21 protein-coding genes are annotated in these 20,797 nt (G+C 73.2%); 15 read left to right on the forward strand and 6 right to left on the reverse strand.

What is annotated here, in order from left to right; all coding sequences use genetic code 11:
- Positions 1-20: 20 nt before the first annotated feature.
- Complete coding sequence (locus AB0927_RS04940) at positions 21-302, reverse strand: Lrp/AsnC ligand binding domain-containing protein (protein WP_037652980.1); 282 nt, start codon at positions 300-302, stop codon at positions 21-23.
- A complete protein-coding gene (locus AB0927_RS04945) occupies positions 299-1,087 on the reverse strand; it encodes a rhomboid family intramembrane serine protease (RefSeq protein WP_366666111.1) in 789 nt (262 codons plus the stop codon). Before AB0927_RS04945 ends, AB0927_RS04940 begins: the two co-directional genes overlap by 4 nt.
- A 148-nt stretch (positions 1,088-1,235) precedes the next feature.
- Here AB0927_RS04945 and AB0927_RS04950 point away from each other — a divergent pair, with 148 nt between their 5' ends.
- From AB0927_RS04950 to AB0927_RS04970, 5 genes are all read left to right on the forward strand, one after another.
- Positions 1,236-1,475 carry a hypothetical protein gene (locus AB0927_RS04950; RefSeq protein ID WP_366666112.1) on the forward strand — a complete coding sequence of 80 codons (240 nt, stop codon included), beginning with the start codon at positions 1,236-1,238 and terminating at the stop codon, positions 1,473-1,475.
- A 50-nt stretch (positions 1,476-1,525) separates the two neighbouring features.
- Positions 1,526-2,869: an NYN domain-containing protein gene (locus AB0927_RS04955; protein WP_366666113.1), complete on the forward strand. Its 1,344-nt coding sequence runs from the start codon at positions 1,526-1,528 to the stop codon at positions 2,867-2,869.
- 211 nt (positions 2,870-3,080) lie between these two features.
- Entirely contained in the window at positions 3,081-4,115 is a 1,035-nt protein-coding gene (locus tag AB0927_RS04960) for an NlpC/P60 family protein (RefSeq protein WP_366666114.1), read from the forward strand.
- Positions 4,116-4,357: 242 nt separating this feature from the next.
- A complete protein-coding gene (locus AB0927_RS04965) occupies positions 4,358-5,392 on the forward strand; it encodes a C40 family peptidase (RefSeq protein ID WP_366666115.1) in 1,035 nt (344 codons plus the stop codon).
- 30 nt (positions 5,393-5,422) lie between these two features.
- Positions 5,423-6,610 (forward strand): hypothetical protein, encoded by a 1,188-nt coding sequence (locus AB0927_RS04970; protein ID WP_366666116.1) that lies wholly within the window; start codon positions 5,423-5,425, stop codon positions 6,608-6,610.
- A gap of 29 nt (positions 6,611-6,639) precedes the next feature.
- Here the strand turns inward: AB0927_RS04970 and AB0927_RS04975 are convergent, their stop codons facing one another.
- The gene (locus AB0927_RS04975; RefSeq protein WP_366666117.1) at positions 6,640-7,869 is read right to left on the reverse strand and encodes a glycosyltransferase family 87 protein; all 1,230 of its coding nucleotides are present in this window, start codon (positions 7,867-7,869) and stop codon (positions 6,640-6,642) included.
- Positions 7,870-8,000: 131 nt separating this feature from the next.
- Between AB0927_RS04975 and AB0927_RS04980 the strand changes: the two genes are divergently transcribed.
- Positions 8,001-9,143: a glycosyltransferase family 4 protein gene (locus AB0927_RS04980; RefSeq protein WP_366666118.1), complete on the forward strand. Its 1,143-nt coding sequence runs from the start codon at positions 8,001-8,003 to the stop codon at positions 9,141-9,143.
- A 116-nt stretch (positions 9,144-9,259) separates the two neighbouring features.
- On the opposite strand, the gene AB0927_RS04985 is transcribed toward AB0927_RS04980, so the two are convergent.
- Positions 9,260-11,056, reverse strand: coding sequence for an AMP-dependent synthetase/ligase (locus AB0927_RS04985; protein ID WP_366666119.1), 1,797 nt, complete (start codon positions 11,054-11,056; stop codon positions 9,260-9,262).
- A gap of 298 nt (positions 11,057-11,354) precedes the next feature.
- Here AB0927_RS04985 and AB0927_RS04990 point away from each other — a divergent pair, with 298 nt between their 5' ends.
- The 6 genes from AB0927_RS04990 to AB0927_RS05015 all read left to right on the forward strand — a co-directional run bounded on the left by AB0927_RS04990 (position 11,355) and on the right by AB0927_RS05015 (position 16,469).
- On the forward strand, positions 11,355-12,152 hold the full coding sequence (locus AB0927_RS04990; RefSeq protein ID WP_366666120.1) for a metallophosphoesterase: 798 nt from the start codon (positions 11,355-11,357) through the stop codon (positions 12,150-12,152).
- 112 nt (positions 12,153-12,264) lie between these two features.
- Positions 12,265-12,702, forward strand: a complete 438-nt coding sequence (locus AB0927_RS04995) for an SRPBCC family protein (protein WP_366666121.1) — start codon at positions 12,265-12,267, stop codon at positions 12,700-12,702.
- Positions 12,703-12,793: 91 nt separating this feature from the next.
- The gene (locus tag AB0927_RS05000) at positions 12,794-13,966 is read left to right on the forward strand and encodes an ArsA-related P-loop ATPase (RefSeq protein WP_366666122.1); all 1,173 of its coding nucleotides are present in this window, start codon (positions 12,794-12,796) and stop codon (positions 13,964-13,966) included.
- 57 nt (positions 13,967-14,023) lie between these two features.
- Entirely contained in the window at positions 14,024-14,524 is a 501-nt protein-coding gene (locus AB0927_RS05005; protein ID WP_366666123.1) for a DUF5304 domain-containing protein, read from the forward strand.
- 67 nt (positions 14,525-14,591) lie between these two features.
- Positions 14,592-15,545: an ROK family glucokinase gene (locus AB0927_RS05010; RefSeq protein WP_366666124.1), complete on the forward strand. Its 954-nt coding sequence runs from the start codon at positions 14,592-14,594 to the stop codon at positions 15,543-15,545.
- Between the two features lie 156 nt (positions 15,546-15,701).
- A complete protein-coding gene (locus AB0927_RS05015) occupies positions 15,702-16,469 on the forward strand; it encodes an endonuclease/exonuclease/phosphatase family protein (RefSeq protein ID WP_366666125.1) in 768 nt (255 codons plus the stop codon).
- 40 nt (positions 16,470-16,509) lie between these two features.
- Here the strand turns inward: AB0927_RS05015 and AB0927_RS05020 are convergent, their stop codons facing one another.
- Both AB0927_RS05020 and AB0927_RS05025 read right to left on the reverse strand, forming a co-directional pair.
- The gene (locus AB0927_RS05020; protein ID WP_366666126.1) at positions 16,510-17,133 is read right to left on the reverse strand and encodes a hypothetical protein; all 624 of its coding nucleotides are present in this window, start codon (positions 17,131-17,133) and stop codon (positions 16,510-16,512) included.
- Positions 17,126-17,905, reverse strand: a complete 780-nt coding sequence (locus tag AB0927_RS05025) for an alpha/beta fold hydrolase (protein WP_366666127.1) — start codon at positions 17,903-17,905, stop codon at positions 17,126-17,128. The genes AB0927_RS05020 and AB0927_RS05025 overlap by 8 nt, the downstream gene beginning before the upstream one ends.
- A 173-nt stretch (positions 17,906-18,078) precedes the next feature.
- Here AB0927_RS05025 and AB0927_RS05030 point away from each other — a divergent pair, with 173 nt between their 5' ends.
- The 3 genes from AB0927_RS05030 to AB0927_RS05040 are packed head-to-tail and all read left to right on the forward strand — an operon-like array spanning position 18,079 to position 20,795.
- The gene (locus AB0927_RS05030; protein ID WP_366666356.1) at positions 18,079-18,867 is read left to right on the forward strand and encodes a lysophospholipid acyltransferase family protein; all 789 of its coding nucleotides are present in this window, start codon (positions 18,079-18,081) and stop codon (positions 18,865-18,867) included.
- Positions 18,868-18,909: 42 nt separating this feature from the next.
- Positions 18,910-20,121 carry a DUF5931 domain-containing protein gene (locus AB0927_RS05035; RefSeq protein ID WP_366666128.1) on the forward strand — a complete coding sequence of 404 codons (1,212 nt, stop codon included), beginning with the start codon at positions 18,910-18,912 and terminating at the stop codon, positions 20,119-20,121.
- Complete coding sequence (locus tag AB0927_RS05040) at positions 20,118-20,795, forward strand: response regulator transcription factor (RefSeq protein ID WP_366666129.1); 678 nt, start codon at positions 20,118-20,120, stop codon at positions 20,793-20,795. Before AB0927_RS05035 ends, AB0927_RS05040 begins: the two co-directional genes overlap by 4 nt.
- Positions 20,796-20,797 lie beyond the last annotated feature (2 nt).

Raw genomic sequence — 20,797 nt, forward strand, 5'->3', positions numbered from 1 at the left:
GTGGGGCGGCTTTCAGGCGGTCAGGAGTCCAGACCGATCGCGAAGGCCGCCTCCAGGTCGTGCTGGGAGTAGGTGCGGAACGCCACGTGCGTGTCGGTCGCCTCGACGCCGGGGATCTTGCTGATCCGCCCCGGGATCACGTCGGCCAGGTCCTCGTGCTCGCGCACCCGCACCATGGCGATCAGGTCGTACGTGCCGGTCACGGAGAAGACCTCGCTCACCGACTCCAGCGAAGCGATCTGCTCGGCGATCTCGGGGATCCGGTCCACGCTGGTCTTGATGAGGACGATCGCGGTGATCACGGCTGGTTCTCTCCCTCGGGTACCGGTTCAGGTGCGCATTTCACTCTAGCCCGCCCGTCTCCCGCTGCCGCCGCCGCGCCGAGGCCGCCCTGCGGGCTCCCCCGCCGCCCGTAGCGCACCCACGCGTAGACGAACCCGGCCCCGAACCCCACCAGGTGCGCCAGGTACGCCACCCCCGGACCCTGCGCCGAGCGCCCCGCCGCGAGCCATTGCAGCGTCACCCAGAACGGCAGGACCACCCACGCCGGGAAGCGCAGCGGCAGGAAGAAGAGGAACGGCAGGAGACTGGTGACACGGGCCCGCGGGAACAGGAAGAGAAACGCGCCGAGCACCGCCGAGATCGCCCCGGAGGCCCCGACCAGCGACTGCTCGGACGTGTCGTTGGCGACCGCGTACCCCAGCAGGGCCAGATATCCGCAGCCGACGTAGAAGAGGGTGAACTCCACACGGCCCATCCGCTCCTCGGTCAGCACGCCGAAGACGAGGAGGAAGAGCATGTTGCCGAGCAGATGCACCCAGTTGCCGTGCACGAACAGCGCCGTGACCGGGGTCAGCGCGTGCGCCCAGGGCCCGGCGAGCAGCTCGGCCGGGACCACCCCCCAGTGCCGGAAGTACACCCGCTGCGCGTCCAGCAGCACATATCCGGTGCCGTACCCGGGGACGATCCCGGAGGCGGGGCCCAGTACGAAGATCAGGCAGCACAGGGCGATGAGGCCGTACGTCATCGGCGCGTCCCTGAGGGTCCTGAAGGTCCTGCCGGCCGCCGCGCTCCACTCGCTGATCATGAACACAGAGCATGACGTAACCGGACGCAAGCTGACAGACCGCCTCGCCGCCGTGGACGGGCGGGCGGCGAACGGCCGCCAGGCCGTAGGGTTACGAGCCACACGCGTCGGCCCGCCGGCGCGGACCGACCGACCTGGGAAGGGCACGATGACGGTTCCCCAGCCGACTGCCACGACGCGATGGCGCTGCACCCTGTGCGGCAACCTCACCCGCTTCGACGTCACACGTTCCTCGAAGGTCGTGGAGTATGTCCACCTCGACCTCGCGGGGGAGCCGACGGTGGAGGAGCGCAAAGTGGTCAGTGAGACGATCGAATCGGTGCGCTGCCGCTGGTGCAACGCGGTGGACCAGGTGGAACTGGTGGACAGGCCGGGTGCCGACTCCTGACGGGGCGGGCCCGCACGGCATTTCTTCGGCAAGGTAGTGGGGTGTGACGGATGGTGGAGAGCGCGGGCGGGGGGCCGGGCGACGGCACCGCTGAGGTGCTTGACCGTCCGCTGCCCGAGGGGGTGCGCCGCAGGGTCGTGGGGATCGTCTCGGACTGCTTCGGCAGGCTGACCGTGGCCGAACTGCCCGCGCAGTTGCGGCAGTACGCCCGGTTCGCCCCGAATCGTCGCGCGAAGTTCGCGGGGAACGCGATGGCCGCGGCGCTGGAGACCGACACGCTCTTCCGGCAGCGGATCGGGGAGAAGTTCCGGGCCGGGCAGCCGGAGCTGGCCGGCGCCCTCGACTCCGGCTCGGCGCCCGCGGCCGTCGACCCGCTCGACGTGGCGGCGGCGGCCTATGTGCTGCGCCCGGCGGGCTGGGTGAAGCTGGTCACCGCGGCCGGCGAGGAGGCCCAGCGCGCCGACGCCGAGCGGGCCGACGAGGAGAGCCGCGCCGAACTGGAGCGGCTGCGCGCCGACTTGGACCGCGCCCGCGAGCACACCAGGTCCGAGACCGAACGGCTGCGCATGGAGCTGGAGTCGGCGCGGCGGGACGTGGAGTCGCTGCACCGCAAGCTGCGCTCCGCGCAGAGCGACGTGCGCCGGGGCGAGGCCGCGCTGCGCAAGGCGCAGGGCGAGATGGACGCCGTACGCGCCGAGGCGCACACCCGGGTGTCGGCCGCGGAGAGCGAGTCGCGGCGGCTCAAGGCGCGGCTCGGCGAGGCGGAGGCGGCCCTGGAGGCCACCCGCAAGGCCGCCCGCGAGGGCCGCAGCGTGGAGGACATGCGGGTACGGCTGCTCCTGGACACCCTCCTGGACGCCACCCAGGGTCTGCGGCGCGAGCTGGCGCTGCCGCCGGTGTCCGTGCGCCCGGCCGAGACCGTCGACGCGGTCGAGCCGGGCCGGATGACGCCGAAGGACATCGCGGCGCGCGCCCTGTCCGAGCACGACCCGGCGATCCTGGACCAGTTGCTCGCGCTGCCGCAGGCGCATCTGGTCGTCGACGGCTACAACGTGACCAAGACCGGCTATCCGCAGATGCCGCTGGAGAAGCAGCGGCTGCGTCTGCTGGGCCAGCTCTCCGCGCTCGCCGCGCAGACCGGCGCCGAGGTGACCTGCGTCTTCGACGGCGCCGAACTGGCCGCGCCGGTGCTGCTCGCGCCGCCGCGCGGGGTGCGGGTGCTGTTCTCCAAGCCAGGCGTCACGGCCGACGAGCTGATCCGGCAGCTGGTGCGCGCGGAGCCGCCGGGCCGTCCGGTCATCGTCGCCTCCACCGACCGCGAGGTGGCCGACGGCGTCGCGCGGGCCGGTGCCCGTCCCGTGGCCTCTGCGGTGCTTCTGAAGCGACTGTCCTGAAGGTCCAACGGGCAGCGTTAATGCCCGAATTGGGCGCCCCGTTACGCAACGTAGGGTCAATCGCCCATCACTGCTCGTGGATTGTGCGCAAAAAATGCATTGCGTGACGAGATTTTTTGCCGTGGGGATTTGAATGATCACAACATGGTCACTAGGGTCGGGGCTCGAACCTCCGAACGGGTGAACACTCACAAGAAGGAGTTCGTCCTCCGTGGCGTCCCACCGTCGACCCAAGCAGCAGAGCCGTGCACGCGTGACCGTGCTGACCACCGCAGCCGCCGCAGCCGTCGTGCTCAGCGCGAACGCCGCGAATGCCGCGCCGAGCGAGAAGCTCAGCAAGGACCAGGTCAAGTCCAAGGTCGACAAGCTGTACGAGCAGGCCGAGCAGGCCACCGAGAAGTACAACGGCGCCAAGGAGAAGCAGCAGAAGCTCCAGAAGGAGATCTCCACCATCCAGGACAACGTCGCGCGGGGTCAGGAAGACCTCAACAAGCTGCGCGACGGCCTGGGTTCGCTGGCCACGGCCCAGTACCGCTCCGGCGGTATCGACCCCTCGGTCCAGCTCTTCCTCTCCTCGGACCCGGACACCTTCCTCGACAAGGCGTCCACCCTCGACCAGCTGAGCGGCCAGCAGGTCGACGCGCTGCGCAAGATCCAGGGCAAGCAGCGCGAACTCGCCCAGGAGCGCTCCGAGGCCACCGAGAAGCTCAAGGACCTCGCGGACACCCGCACCGAACTGGGCAACAAGAAGAAGGAAGTCCAGGCCAAGCTCGCCGCGGCCCAGAAGATCCTCAACAGCCTCACCGCCAAGGAGAAGGCCGACCTCGCCGCCCAGCAGCAGCGTGCCGACCGCTCCTCCAGCGAGCGCGTGAACCTCGGCAACGTCCCGGCCGGTTCCGGCCGCGCCGCGTCGGCCTTCGCCGCCGCGCAGGCCCAGATAGGCAAGCCGTACGTCTACGGCGCCACCGGCCCCTCCTCCTTCGACTGCTCGGGTCTGACCTCCTACGCCTACGCGCAGGCCGGCGTCTCCATCCCGCGCACCTCCCAGGAGCAGGCCAACATAGGCACCCGGATCTACAGCCAGAGCCAGCTCAAGGTCGGCGACCTGGTGTTCTTCTACAGCGACATCCACCACGTCGGCCTGTACGCGGGCAACGGCCAGGTGCTGCACGCCCCGCACACCGGCGCGTCCGTGCGCTACGAGGCCATGGCCGACATGCCCTTCCAGTTCGGCGTCCGGGTCTAAACCCCGCCGCTCCCCGCGGAGGACGCCCGATCGGGCGAATCCGCGGGACGGAAACTGACTCCACGCCCCGCCGGTGACCTGCGTCAGCGGCGGGGCGTCACTCTTCGTCGCCGTCGCGGCCTTTGGTCGCGGCCCTTCCGCACGGCTACTGTCTGCCGCGTTTCCCCGGCGCCGGGGCCTCCCCGTCCCCAGGCGCCGGGGAACGTCGTCCGTGTCAGCCAGTGGAAGGGGTTCGGCAACCCGTGGGGTCCCATCGCAGCCTTGCACCGTCCGGTCGGCGCCGCGCACCGGCCGGATTCGACCGGGGCGCGGCCGCCCTGTGCGCACTGTCGGCCGCCGCCGCGGCCCTCGGCGGCGCTCCGGCGCACGCCGCGCCGCGCACCGACGCCCGCGCCGAGGTGGACCGGCTCTACACGGAGGCCGAGCGGGCGACCCAGGCCTACGACAGGGCCGAGGAGCGCACCGACGCGCTGCGCCGCGAGGTCCGCTACGCCCAGGACCGCGTCGCCCGCCGCCAGCAGGACGTCAACGCGCTGCGCGAGGAGCTGGGTTCGCTCGCCGGGGCGCAGTACCGCTCGGGCGGCGTCGACCCGGCCGTCGAGCTGCTCTTCTCCGACGACCCCGACGAGTACCTCGACCGGGCCTCCACCCTCGACCGCATCGACGCCCAGGAGGCGGGGCGGCTGCGGCGGTTGCGCTCCGCGCTGCGCGAGCTGGACCAGGAGCGGGCGGAGGCGGCCACGAAGCTCGCCGCGCTGGAGCGCGGCCGCCGGGCGGTCGCCGCGCACAAGCGGACGGTGGAGGGCAAGCTCGCGCGGGCCCGGCAGCTGCTGAACTCGCTGCCCGCGGCCGACCGCGTCGCCTACGGGCGGTCCTCCCGCTCGGCCGGCCCCGGCCGTCTCGACCTGCCCGCCCTGACCGGCGCCCCCGGCGTGCGCGCCGCCATGGCCCTGGCCGCCGTCCGCTCCGCGCTCGGCCGCCCCTATGTGTGGGGCGCCAACGGGCCGACCGGTTTCGACTGTTCGGGCCTGATGCAGTGGGCGTACGCGCACGCCGGCATCCAGTTGCCGCGCACCTCCCAGGAGCAGCGGTTCGCCGGACGGCAGGTCCCGCTCTCCGAGGCCCGCCCCGGTGACCTGGTGGTCTACCGCTCCGACGCCAGCCATGTGGCGATGTACGTCGGCCACGGCCAGGTCATCCACGCGCCCTATCCCGGGGCGGCGGTGCGCTACGACCCCGTGGGGATGATGCCGGTCTCCTCGGTGACCCGGCCCTGACGCCCGAGCGGCGCGCCGTACGATCGGGTGATGGCCGGTGGCAGGCGGGTGAGGAGCGTCGGGGCGATGGCCCTGTGCCTGCTGCTACCCCTGACCGCGTGCGGCGGGCCGACGGCGGCCGACTCCGCGAAGGGCGAGGTGCAGCACCTGCTGGACCTGCGCTCGGCGGCACTGCTGCGGCACGACGCGGGGGCGTACGGCGCGACGGGCGCGCGCACCGAGTACACCAGGCTGCGCGCCCTGCCGCTGGCCTCCTGGGCCTACCGGATCACCGGCCTGCGCCGCACCGCCGCGGGGGCCACCGCCGACGCCGACCTGACCTACCGGGTCGCCGGGTACGACCGGGCCCCCGTCGACACCCGGCGCACCCTCACCCTGGCCCGCACCGCCTCCGGCACCTGGTACGTCACCGCCGACCGGCCCGCCGGGAAGTCCGGGCAGCAGCTGTGGGACCAGGGCACCGTGACCGCCGTACCCGGCGCCCACAGCCTCGTGCTCGGCACCGGGCAGGCACCGGCCGACCTGCGCGCGTACGCCCGGATGGCCGACCGGGCGGTCCCTGCGGTGTCCGGGGCGTGGGGCACGGACTGGACGCGCCGGGTGGTGGTCCTGGTCCCGAAGTCCCTCCAGGGCATGGCGGGCCTGCTCGGCTCGCCCGCCGCCGACTACCGGGGGATCGCCGCCGTGACGACCGGGGAGGCGGGCGGCGCGGGACAGACGCCGGCCGACCGGGTGGTGATCAACCCGGAGGCGTACGCCGCCCTGGGCACGATGGGCAAGCAGGTCGTCCTCACCCACGAGACCACCCACGTGGCCACCCGCGCCCACACCACGGCGGCCACCCCGCTGTGGCTGTCCGAGGGCTACGCGGACTGGATCGGCTACCTGGGCACCGACCGCACCCCGACGGAGGCCGCCCCGGAACTGGCCCGCGCCGTCGGCGACGGCCACGTGCCCGCCGCGCTGCCCGCCGACAAGGACTTCGGCTTCACCAGCGACCCGACCGAGCTGGCCCGGGCCTACGAGAGCGGCTGGCTGGCCTGCCGCATGATCGCCGCCCAGTGGGGCCCGGCCCGGCTCGCCGCCTTCTACCGCGCCGTCGGCACCCACACCCAGCGCCCCGGCGCCGTCGAGGCCGCCCTGCGCCAGATCCTCGGCGTCAGCCCGGACACCTTCACGGCCCGCTGGCGCAAGTACCTCACGACCGAACTGCGCTGAGCAGGTGCCGTACCTGGCCACCATGGCCTTCAGGGCGAGACCGAGGTCTCCCGGGCCGGGGTCGGTGGGGTGGGGGTGGCCGGGGGGTGGGAGGTGGTCGTCTGCCACAGGCGGTGGGCCGCCAGCAGGGTCGCGGTGGCCAGCAGGCCGTTGCGGAGCAGCATGAGCGTGACGCCGTACCAGTCGCTCGACACCACGTGGACGAAGCCCACGGGGAACTCCAGGACCGTCAGGAAGGACGCCGCCAGGACGAGGAGCGCGGGCGCGGTCATCCGGGAGGCGCGGTGGGTGAGGCAGACGGCGGCCAGGCCGATCAGCCACACCAGGTACTGGGGGCTGAGCACCCGGCTGGTCAGCGTGAAGAGCAGGACGGCCGTCAGCGCCGCGTCCGCCAGGGTGTGCGGGGCGAAGCGCCGGGCCCGCAGCCGCCACAGCAGCAGCCAGCCGAACGCGCCCGCCGTCAGCGCCAGCGCCGCCGCGCTCACCTCGGGCACGTACGGGCCCAGGAACTCCAGCGACCCGTAGTTCAGCAGCACCTGCCCGCGCCAGCCGAAGTGCCGGGCCACATGGAAGACCAGGGCGCCCAGCGACTCCACCTCGGTGCCGCGCTCCCGCTGGAAGGTCAGGAAGGCGAACGCGCCCGGCATCGACACCGCGAACGCCGCCGCGAGCACGGCCCCGGTCACCACCGCCGACACCCAGGCCCGGCGCCGCACCGCACCGGCCAGCAGCAGCGCCGGCCACACCTTCAGCAGCGCCCCGAAGGCGGCCAGCGCGCCCATCACCCGGGGGTGCCGTGCCCCGGCCAGCAGCGCCGCGACCGCGACCGCGGTCACCATCACGTCGTAGCGCGCGTACACCGTCGGCCCGAGCAGCGGCACGCCCGCCACCCACACCCAGGCCCCGCGCCGCGACCGGCCGGGCCGCCGGGCCTGCCACAGCAGCAGGACCAGGACCGTCAGGTCGGCGAGGAACGCCAGGGCGAAGAAGGCGTGCGCGTACGACAGGAAGGGCAGCAGGGCGGGGGAGAGGATCGCCAGCGCGGCGGCCGGCGGGTACTGCCAGGTGACGTCGTCCCGCGGGAACGTGCCGTGGCGCAGCACCTCGTACCAGTTGTGGTAGATCACCGAGACGTCCGTGGTGACGTCCGGGCCCGGGAAGACGTACACCCCGAGGACGAAGAGCAGCAGCACCACCCGGGTGCCGCACCAGATCGCGAGCAGGTACGCCGGCGATCGCCGGGCGTCCTTGGTCTCCACGTGTTCCCCTGCCGTTCGACTCCGCTTCGCGTCCCGCGCCGCGCGACCATGATGTCCCGTGCGCCGGGGACCGTGCCAGCGCACCCGGCCCCGCCCGGTCCCGGCGAGCCGATTCGGTAGGGTCGGCGGCGATGCACAAGACCCTGATCGTGACCAACGACTTCCCGCCCCGGCCGGGCGGCATCCAGGCCTTCCTGCACAACATGGCCCTCCGCCTGGACCCCAGCCGGCTGGTCGTCTACGCCTCCACCTGGAAGCGGAGCCGGGAGGGCGTCGAGGCGACGGCCGCCTTCGACGCCGAGCAGCCCTTCACCGTCGTACGCGACCGTACGACCATGCTGCTGCCGACCCCCGGGGCGACCCGGCGCGCGGCCGGGCTGCTGCGCGAGCACGGCTGCACCTCGGTGTGGTTCGGGGCCGCGGCCCCGCTCGGGCTGATGGCGCCCGCGCTGCGCCGGGCCGGGGCCGAGCGCCTGGTGGCCACCACCCACGGGCACGAGGCCGGCTGGGCCCAGCTCCCCGCGGCCCGGCAGCTGCTGCGCCGGATCGGCGAGTCCACGGACACGCTCACCTACCTGGGCGAGTACACCCGCTCGCGGATCGCCGGCGCGCTCACCCCCGAGGCGGCCGGGCGCATGGTGCAGCTGCCGCCCGGCGTCGACGAGAAGACCTTCCACCCGGCCTCCGGCGGCGACGAGGTGCGCGCCCGGCTCGGCCTCACCGACCGCCCGGTCGTCGTCTGCGTCTCCCGGCTGGTGCCGCGCAAGGGCCAGGACACGCTGATCCAGGCCATGCCCCGGATCCTCGCCGCCGAGCCGGACGCCGTCCTGCTGATCGTCGGCGGCGGCCCCTACGAGCAGGACCTGCGCCGCCTCGCCCGGGACACCGGCGTGGACGCCTCGGTCCGCTTCACCGGCGCCGTCCCCTGGTCGGAGCTGCCCGCCCACTACGGCGCGGGCGACGTCTTCGCCATGCCCTGCCGCACCCGCCGCGGCGGCCTCGACGTCGAGGGCCTCGGCATCGTCTACCTGGAGGCCTCCGCGACCGGCCTGCCGGTCATCGCGGGCGACTCCGGCGGCGCACCGGACGCCGTCCTCGACGGAGAGACGGGCTGGGTGGTCCGCGGCGGCGAACCCCGCGACGTCGCCGACCGCGTCGTCACGCTGCTCGGCGACCCCGCGCTGCGCCGCCGGATGGGGGAGCGGGGCCGCCAGTGGGTGGAGGAGAAGTGGCGCTGGGACCTGCTGGCGGAGCGGTTGAGGGACCTGCTCTGACGAGTCGTCAGTTCCTGGCGGTCCGTCGACGACCCGACTCCTGACGGTCCGTCGATGAGTCAACTCCTGACGGACCGTCAACCGTCCACGCCGGGGCGGCCGTTCGATGCGACGGCCTACTTGGCGTAGATCGCCTCGATGTCGTCCGCGTAGTCCTTCGCCACCACGTTCCGCTTGAGCTTCAGCGACGGGGTGAGGTGGCCGGAGTCCTCCGTGAACTGGGACGAGAGGATGCGGAACTTGCGCACCGACTCGGCCTTGGACACCGCCGCGTTGCCGTCGTCCACGGCCTCCTGGATCACGGCGTTCAGCTCCGGGTCGTCGCGCAGGGACGCCGCGGTGGAACCCGCCGGCTTGCCGTGCTCCGTGGCCCAGCGCGCCAGGAACTCCTCGTCCAGCGTGATGAGCGCGCCGACGAACGGCCGCCCGTCGCCGACCACCATGCACTCCGCGACCAGCGCGTGCGCGCGGATCCGGTCCTCGATCACCGCGGGGGCCACGTTCTTGCCGCCGGCCGTGACGATGATCTCCTTCTTGCGGCCGGTGATCCGCAGGTACCCGTCCTCGTCCAGGGTGCCGATGTCGCCGGTGTGGAACCACCCGTCGGCCAGCGCCTCCGCCGTCGCGCCCGGGTTGTTCCAGTACTCCTTGAACAGGTGCTCGCCGTGCAGCAGCACCTCGCCGTCGTCCGCTATCCGCACCACCGAGCCCGGCAGCGGCTGTCCCACCGTGCCGATCTTCTGCCGGTCCCACGGGTTGAACGCGGTGGCCGCGCAGGACTCCGTCAGGCCGTAGCCCTCCAGCACCGTGAAGCCGATGCCCCGGAAGAAGTGGCCGAGCCGCTCGCCCAGCGGGGCGCCGCCGGAGATGGCGTACTCGCCCCGGCCGCCGAGGACCGCGCGCAGCTTGCCGTAGACCAGCTTGTCGAAGACCTTGTGCTTGAGCTTCAGCCCCAACGACGGCCCGGCCGGGGTGTCCTGGGCCCTGCTGTAGGCGATCGCGGTGTCGGACGCCTTGTCGAAGATGGCGCCCTTGCCGTCCGCCTGGGCCTTGGCCCGCGCGGAGTTGTAGACCTTCTCGAAGACGCGCGGCACACCGAGGATCAACGTCGGCCGGAACGAGGCGAGTTCGTCGGTGAGGTTCTTGATGTCCGGGACGCAGCCCAGCCTGATGGGCGCCATCATCGGCGCGATCTGCACCAGCCGTCCGAAGACGTGCGCGAGCGGGAGGAAGAGCAGCACCGAGCACTCGCCGGTGCGGAACAGCGGACGCAGCCGCTCCACGGCGTTGCCGCACTCCGCGAAGAAGCTGCGGTGGGTGAGGACACAGCCCTTGGGGCGCCCGGTGGTGCCGCTGGTGTAGACGATGGTGGCCGGGTCGTCGGCGCGGGCGAGCGAGGAGCGCTCGTCCACCGTCGCCTCCGAGACGTCCTGGCCGAGCCGTTCCAGCTCCTCCACCGCGCCGGCCTCGATCTGCCAGACGCTCTTCAGCGCGGGCAGCGAGTCGCGCACGGCGTCCACGGCGGCCGCGTGGGCGTCCAGCTCCACGATGCAGGCCGTCGCGCCCGAGTCGGAGAGGATCCACTGCACCTGCTCCGGCGAGCTGGTCTCGTACACCGGCACGGTCACCGCGCCCGCGCTCCAGATGGCGAAGTCGAGGAGCGTCCACTCGTAGCGCGTCCGGGACATCAGGGCCACGCGGTCGCCCGGCTGCACCCCGGCGGCGATGAGTCCCTTGGCGGCGGCGTGCACCTCGGCGAGGAACTTCCGGGCCGTCACGTCCTGCCAGGCACCGCCCGACTTGCGGGCGATGACGGCTACGTCGGGGTGCTGCGCGGCGTTTCTGCGGACGATGTCGGTCAGGTTGCCGTCGGCAGGGACCTCGTACAAAGCCGGAAGGCTGAACTCGCGCAAGACTGCTGCTCCTCATAGGGCGCCGGCGCCACGACGTTGTGTGATGCGACGGTCCGGTCCAAGGCTCGGGCTGGTGCTCGGGCCTACCGGTGGTCGAAACCCAGAGCACGACTGGACTGCCCGGACGTTACCCGTCGGTATGTGGTTCCCGACAGGGGGTTCCGGCCAGATGTTCGCTGCGTCACACACGTTGGCGTTCCTTCGCGCACAGTAGTCCACGGCCGCTCCGACCGGCGAGTAACCGCAGGCCACGACCGGGACTGTTCACCTGCCGCGCACACGCCTACGCTTGATCGCCATGGCATCCACACCCCCTCGAAGCAGCCGTCACCGCGTCCATGTGGTCAGCGACGTGCACGGCAACGCCCGGGACCTGGCGCGGGCCGGCGAGGGTGCCGATGCCCTGATCTGCCTGGGCGACCTCGTGCTCTTCCTCGACTACGCCGACCACGCGCGCGGCATCTTCCCCGACCTGTTCGGCAAGGAGAACGCCGACCGCATCGTGGAACTGCGCACCGCCCGGCGCTTCGAGGAGGCCCGCGCCTTCGGCGCCCGGCTGTGGAGCGGGATCGACGGCGACCGCTTCACGGCCATCGAGAAAGCGGTGCGCAAGCAGTACGCCGAACTCTTCGCCGCCTTCCCCACCCCGACGTACGCCACCTACGGCAACGTCGACATGCCGCAGCTGTGGCCGGAGTACGCCCGCCCCGGCACCACCGTCCTCGACGGCCGGCGGGTGGAGATCGGCGGCTGGACCTTCGGCTTCGTCGGCGGGGGCCTGCGCACGCCCATGCGGACGCCGTACGAGGTCTCCGACGAGGAGTACGCCGCGAAGATCGAGGCGGTGGGCGAGGTCGACGTGCTGTGCACGCACATCCCGCCGGAGGTGCCGGAGCTGGTCTACGACACCGTCGCGCGCCGCTTCGAGCGGGGGAGCCGGGCCCTGCTGGACGCCATCCGGCGCACCCGCCCGCGCTACTCGCTCTTCGGCCACGTCCACCAGCCGCTGGCGCGCAGGATGCGGATCGGGGCGACGGAGTGCGTGAACGTGGGGCACTTCGCGGGAACCGGGAGGCCGTGGGCCCTGGAGTGGTGACGGGCCGAAGGCGGGGGCGGGACGGGCGCACGGTAGCCTTCACGCTGCACACACGTGCGCAGGCCGCGCACGGCAGCAGTCTCTTCGGTCCGCATCTGGAGGAGCCACGACGATGGCGGAACACACCAGTTCGAGCATCACGATCGAGGCGGCTCCGGCCGACGTCATGGCGGTGATCGCCGACTTCGCGCGCTACCCGGACTGGACCGGTGAGGTGAAGGAGGCGGAGGTCCTCAGGACCGACGAGCGGGGGCGTGCCGAGCAGGTACGGCTCGTCATGGACGCCGGCGCGATCAAGGACGACCAGACGCTGGCGTACACCTGGGCCGGCGAGGACGAGGTCTCCTGGACGCTGGTCAAGTCCCAGATGCTGCGCTCCCTCGACGGCTCCTACCTCCTGAAGCCGACCGGCACGGGCGGCACCGAGGTCACCTACCAGCTCACCGTCGACGTCAAGATCCCCATGCTGGGCATGATCAAGCGCAAGGCGGAGAAGGTCATCATCGACCGCGCGCTGGCGGGCCTGAAGAAGCGCGTCGAATCCGCGTAGTCCGCCCCCCCGTCCGGCCGGCCGCGCACCCGGCGCCCGGTCCGCTCCGGGCCACGGCACCGCCGTCCCGCCTTCCGTTACCGTTCGACCCATGCGGACCATTTTGATCACGGGCCCGGGCGGCAGCGGGCGTACGACCGTCGCCGCCGCCACCGCGCTGCGTGCCGCCCGTGGGGGCTGTCGGACCTTGCTGCTGAGCGCCGAGCGGGCGGACACCCCGGGGACGCTGCTGGGCACGGCGACGGGACCGCGGCCCGTGGAGGCCGCGCCGCTGCTGACCGTCTGGCGGCCCGACGCCGCCGAAGGCTTCCGCCAGGACCTCGCCGACTTCCAGCGCCGTGCCGCCGGCGTACTCGACCTGCTCGGTGCCGCCCGCCTCGACGCGGAGGAGGTCACCCCGCTGCCCGGCGCCGAGGAGCTGACGTTCCTGCGCGCGCTGCGGGACGCCGCGCTCTGCGAGAAGTACGACCTGCTCGTCGTGGACCTGCCGCCGCTCCCGCAGGCGCTGGCCCTGCTCGCCCTCCCCGAGGAACTGCGCCGTTACCTGCGCCGCCTCCTGCCCCCCGAGCGCCAGGCGGCCCGCGCGCTGCGCCCCGTGCTGGGCCGGCTGGCCGGTGTCCCCATGCCCGCCGACTGGCTGTACGAGACGGCCGGCCGCTGGGACCTGGAGCTGGCCGCCGTGGAGGCCGTCCTCACCGACCCCGACACCGCCGTACGCCTCGTCGCCGAACCCGGCCCCGCCGCCGCCCGCGCCCTGCGCACCGCCGGCCTCGGCCTCGCCCTGCGCGGCCTGCGCACCGAGGCCCTCGTCGCCAACCGCGTCCTGCCCGGCACCGCCCCGGACGCCTGGCTCGCCGGCCTGGCCGCGCAGCAGCGCGAGGCGATCACGGAGTGGGAGGGGGAGTACGACGTGCACCCCGTGGCGCACCTCGGCCGCGACCCGCACGGCCCGGACGATCTCGCCGCCCTCGCGGTACCCGCCGTCACCGGGCCGGACCGCCCCGTCGAGTGGGCCGTCGCCGACCGGATCGCCGAGGACGGGGTGCTGGTCTGGCACATCCCGCTGCCCGGCGCCATACGGGAGGAACTCGACCTGATCCGGCGCGGCGACGAACTCGTGATCGCCGCGGGCCCCTTCCGGCGGATCGTCTCCCTGCCCTCCGCGCTGCGCCGCTGCACCGTCTCCGGCGCCGGCCTGCGCGAGGGCGAGCTGCGCGTGCGCTTCGCCCCGGATCCCGGCCTGTGGCCCGCCGCGGCCCGGTGAACCGGTGGCTCCCGTTCGGGTAACGTCGTAAGGGCGTACCGCAGTCAGGAGTCCGCCATGAGCGAAGAGCGCCCCGCCGAACCGCACGAGGAGCCGCGGGTGAGCGACGCCGACGCCTGGGCCACGGCCTGCGCCGAGGACCTGGAGGCCGAGAAGGCCCGCCGTCGCACCACCTACGGCCCGCCCCCCGGCTCGGCCGCGGAGGAACTGAGGAAACTCGTGGACACGGTGGCCGAGAAGCTGTCCGGCCTCCAGTCACCCCTCGGCGCCCTCGCCGGACCCGCCGCCCAGCAGATGGTCAAGCAGGTCGTCGAGCAGGCGAAGGCCGCCGTGGAGCCCGTCATGGAGCGCAACCCCGGCGTCTTCGACCACCTCGCCGCCGCGGGCAACGAGCTGCTCGCCGCCTACCGCTCCGCCGTCCAGTCCCAGGAACAGCGCTGGACCTCCGGCCCGGCCGACGTGGCGGACGAGTGGCGCGGGAAGCGGCCCGGCGAGGGCAAGGGCGGCGACGACCGCGGCGAGGGGACCGGCTCCGGAGAGCGCATCGACCTGGACTGAAGCCCTCACCGGCAAGGGCCTCGGGTACGGTTGGCCGTAGCGGGGCTCGACCGAAACTGAGGGATTCATGGGACTCACCATCGGCGTCGACATCGGCGGCACAAAGATCGCGGCCGGCGTGGTCGACGAGGAAGGCAACATCCTCTCGACCTTCAAGGTGCCGACCCCCACCACGCCCGAGGCCATCGTGGACGCCATCGCCTCCGCGGTGGAGGGCGCGCGTGCCGGACACGAGATCGTCGGCGTGGGCATCGGTGCGGCCGGTTACGTCAACCGGCAGCGCTCCACCGTCTACTTCGCCCCCAACATCGACTGGCGCAACGAGCCGCTCAAGGAAGAGGTCGAGGCCCGCACCGGTCTCCCGGTCGTGGTCGAGAACGACGCCAACGCCGCAGCCTGGGGCGAGTACAAGTTCGGCGCGGGCAAGGGCCATCGCAACGTCATCTGCATCACGCTCGGCACCGGCCTCGGCGGCGGCATCATCATCGGCAACAAGCTGCGCCGCGGCCACTTCGGCGTGGCCGCCGAGTTCGGTCACATCCGGATGGTGCCGGACGGCCTGCTGTGCGGCTGCGGTTCGCAGGGCTGCTGGGAGCAGTACGCCTCCGGGCGCGCCCTGGTCCGGTACGCCAAGCAGCGCGCCAACGCCACCCCCGAGAACGCGGAGCTGCTGCTCGCGCTCGGCGACGGCACTCCGGACGGCATCGAGGGCAAGCACATCTCCATGGCCGCCCGGCAGGGCGACCCGGTCGCCGTCGACTCCTACCGCGAGCTGGCCCGCTGGGCCGGCGCGGGTCTCGCCGACCTCGCCTCCCTCTTCGACCCCTCCGCCTTCATCGTCGGCGGCGGTCTCTCCGACGAGGGCGAGCTGGTCCTCGACCCGATCCGCAAGTCGTACAAGCGGTGGCTGGTCGGGGGCAACTGGCGGCCGGTGGCCGACGTGATCGCGGCCCAGCTCGGCAACAAGGCCGGCATGGTGGGCGCGGCCGACCTGGCCCGCGAGCCCGACCCGATCATGTAAGGGCGCGGAACAGCCCGGGGCGCGGGGTTTCGGGCGCGGCTGCCGGTCCGTCGTGGCGTGTCGTGCCACGCGGGGCAGCCGCGCATCGACGCACCCCCGCGCCCCTCGGGCGGGCGCGGTCGCCCGCCCGCGAAGGTGCGGCGTACATTGATCCACATGGCGCCGCTCCCCAACTCCCACACAGAGCCCGATGGTTCAGCCGTACTCCGCGTGCTGAGCTACAACATCCGCTCGATGCGCGACGACACCGACGCCCTCGCCCGGGTGATCACGGCCTGTGCCCCCGACCTGGTCCTCCTCCAGGAGGCCCCCCGCTTCTTCCGCTGGCGCAAGAAGCTCGCGCGGCTCGCCAGGGCGTCCGGTCTCGTCGTCCTCACCGGCGGCGCCACCGCGGCCGGCCCCGCGATCCTGTGCTCGCTGCGGGCCACCGTGGAGCGCACCGAGGACGTCCTGCTCCCCCTCACTCCCGGCCTGCACCGGCGCGGCCTGGCCACCGCGGTGGTTCGCTTCGGCGGCGCCCGGCTCGGGGTGATCAGCTGCCACCTCAGCCTCGACGACCAGGAGCGCTACGCCCAGGGCGGCCTGCTCCTCGACCGGCTCGACGGGCTGGGCGTGGAGCACGCCCTCGTGGGCGGCGATCTGAACGAGGGCCCCGCCGGCCGCACCTTCCACCTGCTCGCCGGTGCCCTTCAGGACGGCCGGGACGTGGCCCCGTGGGGTGGCGAGGAGACCTGGACGCGCGGCACGCCGGGGCGTCGTATCGACGCGGTGTTCGCCACCAAGGGGATCGAGGTCCTCGGCTGCGGGGTGCCGGTCGACCAGCCGGGCGTCACCCGCGCCGACCTGGCCGCCGCCACCGACCACCTCCCGGTCCTGGCCGCCCTGCGCGTCCCGGCCACCGAGCGGGAGAATCCCGCGCGTTAGGCCATAAGCCGGCCGTTAGGCCATAAGGGGGCCGTCGCGGTCAGACCACGGCCCCCCGCCCCGGATCGTCGTCGTCGTCCTCGTCCGTCCGCATCCGCGCCACCAGCGTGGCGAAGCCGCCGAGGAAGCCGCCGATGCCGAGGGTCGTCAGCCACCAGGTCATGTCCCAGCCGAGCAGCACCGCCACCAGCAGCAGGATCGGCCCGCCGACCACGCCCAGCCACGCGAACTTCGACGTGGTGTCGCCGGTCTCCAGCGGTGGCGGCTCGGGCGGGACGAAGTGGCCCTCGTCGTCCTCGTCGAAGTCGTCCTCGGACGGTTCCGGCGCACGGTAGTCGCGGGGGCCGACGCCGGGCGCGAAGGAGACGGAGCTGCCCAGCGGCCGGGCGGGCCGCCGCTCCCCGGAACCCTCGCCGCCCTCGCCGCCCTCGTCCTTTGGCGGGGTGTCCTTCTCCGGGGGCGCGTCCTTCTCCAGCAGCGCGAGGTCCTCCACCGGCTTGAAGGGCCTGCTGCCCGGCGGGTCCGGCGGCTCCTCGCCGTACCCGGCCACGATGGCCCGCCAGGCGGCGTCCTCGTCGAAACGCAGCCCGTTCTCCTCCGGCTCCCGGTCCTGCCGGTCCTCCCGGTCCTCGCGGCCCTCGGGACCCGGGTCGTGCTCAGCCAACTGCGGCCGTCCCTTCCTTGCCCGGAATCGGTGCGAGCCGGCCGATGAATCCGAGGCTCTCCTCGAAGATCCGGTCCGCGTCCACGTCCAACGTCGCGACGTGGTAGCTGTGTTCCAGCACGATCTCCCGGACGTCCACGGACGAGATCCGGTCGAGCACCCTGGCGGAGTCGACCGCCGGTACGACATGGTCCTGGACGCTGCGCAGCAGCAGCAACGGCTGGGCGACCCGGGGCAGCTCGCCGTCCAGCCGGCGCAGGAACCGGCGCAGCGAGTGCGCCGCGTGCAGCGGCACCCGGTCGTAACCCGTCTCGGCCGAGCCGCCCTTGGCGATGTCGCTGGCGATGCCCTTGGTGCTGCGCACCAGGTGCCGGGCCACGGGAAGGGCGTACGCCGACAGGCCGTGGATCCTGTTCGCCGGGTTGACGACGACCACGCCGCTGATCCGCTCGCCGTGCAGGGCGGCCAGCCGCAGCGCGAGGGCGCCGCCCATCGACAGGCCCGCGACGAACACCTGGGAGCAGCGGTCGGACAGCAGCCGCAGCTCGCGGTCCACCTCCGCGTACCAGTCCTGCCAGCCCGTGAGCTGCATGTCCTCCCAGCGCGTGCCGTGGCCGGGCAGCAGGGGCAGCGACACGGTCAGGCCGTGCGCCGCGTGGTGCTCCGCCCAGGGGCGCAGTGACTGGGGCGAGCCGGTGAAGCCGTGGCAGAAGAGGACGCCCACCTCGCCGCCGGAGTGGCGGTACGGCTCGGCTCCGGGGAGAACCGGCACCTTCGACGCTCCTGTTCCTGGGGAAGGGCCCCGCCGCCGTCCGGCCGGGGCGTTGAGAACGCGCGGATGTGCTTCACCGTACGCGACCGCACGGACACCGACCAGGGCCGTCGGGTGCTTTGGCGGTCCAGGGGGTTAAGGTCTGTGCGACGGAAACGGGAGGCACAGGGGTGTTGTACGGCACGATGAAGCTCGCCATCGGAGGGCCGCTGAAGCTCGCCTTCCGGCCGTGGGTGGAGGGGCTGGAGAACATTCCGGCCACGGGACCGGCCATCCTGGCCAGCAACCACCTCTCCTTCTCCGACTCGTTCTTCCTGCCCACGATGCTGGACCGCAAGGTCACCTTCATCGCGAAGGCCGAGTACTTCACCACGCCCGGAGTGAAGGGCCGGCTCACCGCCGCCTTCTTCAAGGGCGTCGGCCAGCTCCCGGTGGACCGCTCCGGAGCGCGCGGCGCGGGCGAGGCGGCCATCAAGAGCGGCATCGAGGTGCTGGAGCGCGGCGAACTCTTCGGCATCTATCCGGAGGGCACCCGCTCGCCCGACGGCCGGCTCTACCGGGGCAAGCCCGGGGGCCTCGCGCGCGTGGCGCTCGCGACCGGCGCGCCGGTGATCCCGGTGGCGATGATCGACACCGAGAAGATCCAGCCGCCCGGCAAGGTGATGCCGAAGCTGATGCGGCCCGGCATCCGCATCGGCAAGCCCCTCGACTTCAGCCGCTACCAGGGCATGGAGCAGGACCGCTTCGTGCTGCGCGCGCTGACCGACGAGGTCATGTACGAGATCATGAAGCTGTCCGGCCAGGAGTACGTCGACGTCTACGCGACCGCCGCCAAACGGCAGATGGCGGAGGAGGCGAAGGCGGCCAAGGCGGCCAAGGAGGCCGAGAAGAGCGCCAGGGAAGCCGAGAAGGCCGAGAAGGCCGAGAAGGCCGAGAAGAGCAGGGACGCCGGGAGCGAGTAGGCGCCACCGGGGGCCTGCGGGGGGACGGGGGACACGGGGGAGATGGCCGGGCGCGAGCGCGTGCTGAGGATGTCGGTGGAGCTGCCGCTGTGGCGGGCGCTCGCGGGGTACCGCGTGCTGACCATGCTGTACGCGGTCGGCCTGTGCGTCACCTCGTACGAGAACTTCACCCGTCCGTGGATCGCGGTCGGCTACGACGCCGTCCTCGCCGTGTGGACCCTCGCCACCCTGCCGCGGGTGCGGGGCGCGGCGAGCTGCACCCGGTGGTTCCTCGCCACCGATCTGGCCATCGCCCTCGCGGGCGTCCTGCTCACCGGGTTCGCCGACAGCCACCAGCGGATCGCGGGCGGCCCCACCCTGCCGACGATATGGACCGGCGGCGCGGTCCTCGCCTTCGCGGTCAAGGGTGGCTGGCGCTGGGCCGCCGTCGCCTCCACGGCGGTGGCCGCCGCCAACCTCGTCGAGCGCGGCCAGCCCGCCCGGGACACCGTGCACAGCCTGATCCTCGTCTGGGTGGCCTCCATCGGCATCGGCTACGTGGTGGAGGTGGCCCGCGCCTCCGAGCGCACCCTCGCCCGCGCCCTGGAGATCGAGGCCGCGACCCGGGAGCGGGAGCGGCTGGCGAGGGACATCCACGACAGCGTGCTCCAGGTCCTGGCGATGGTGAAGCGGCGCGGCACCGCCCTCGGCGGCGAGGCGGCCGAGCTGGGCAGGCTGGCCGGGGAACAGGAGGTGGCCCTGCGCACCCTGGTCTCCCGCGGCCTGCCGCCGGTGCCCCGCGGCGCCGGGGACACCGCCGTACGCGTGACCGGGGAGCCGGAGGAGCAGGGCCCGGTCGATCTGCGCACCCTCCTCGCCCCGTACGCCCGCGACCGGGTGAGCCTGGCCGAGCCCGGCGCCCCGGTGCCGCTGCCGCCGGCCGCCGCCCGGGAGCTGGCAGCGGCCGTCGGGGCCGCCCTGGACAATGTGCGCAGGCACGCCGGCGAGGGGGCGCGGGCCTGGATCCTGGTGGAGGACGAACCGGCGGACGTCCTCGTCACCGTCCGGGACGACGGCCCCGGCATCCCCGAGGGACGGCTCGCCGAGGCCGAGGGCGAGGGCCGGCTCGGCGTCGCCCAGTCCATCCGGGGCAGGCTGCGCGACCTCGGCGGCAGCGCCGAGCTGGTCTCGGTGCCCGGCCAGGGCACGGAGGTCGAACTGAAGGTACCGAAGGGCGCCGTGGCGGCGCGGGGGAAGAAGACGGAGCGGCGATGACACAGCGGCAGGAACCGATCAGGGTCATGGTGGTGGACGACCACCCCATGTGGCGCGACGCGGTCGCCCGGGACCTGGCCGAGGCCGGGTTCGAGGTGGTCGCCACCGCCGGCGACGGCGACCAGGCCGTGCGCCGGGCCAAGGCCGCCGCCCCCGACGTGCTGGTCCTGGACCTCAACCTGCCCGCCAGGCCCGGCGTCCAGGTGTGCGGCGAACTGGTCGCGCACAACCCGGCGTTGCGCGTCCTGGTGCTGTCCGCGAGCGGTGAGCACGCCGATGTCCTGGAGGCGGTGAAGTCCGGCGCGACCGGCTACCTGCTGAAGTCCGCGTCCACCGCGGAACTGCTGGACGCGGTGCGCCGTACGGCCGCCGGCGACCCGGTGTTCACACCGGGCCTCGCCGGACTGGTCCTCGGCGAGTACCGCCGCCTGGCCGCCGAACCGGCGCCCGCCCCCGGCGCCGACGAGCCGGGCGCGCCCCGGCTGACCGAGCGGGAGACGGAGGTGCTCAGGCTGGTCGCCAAGGGCCTGAGCTACAAGCAGATCGCCGAACGCCTCGTCATCTCCCACCGCACCGTGCAGAACCACGTCCAGAACACCCTCGGCAAGCTCCAACTCCACAACCGCGTCGAGCTGGTGAGGTACGCGATCGAGCGCGGTCTCGACGAGGAGTAGCC

Origin of the sequence: Streptomyces sp. NPDC048106 (assembly GCF_040706415.1) — a bacterium.
In the GTDB taxonomy this organism is placed as follows: Bacteria; Actinomycetota; Actinomycetes; order Streptomycetales; family Streptomycetaceae; genus Streptomyces.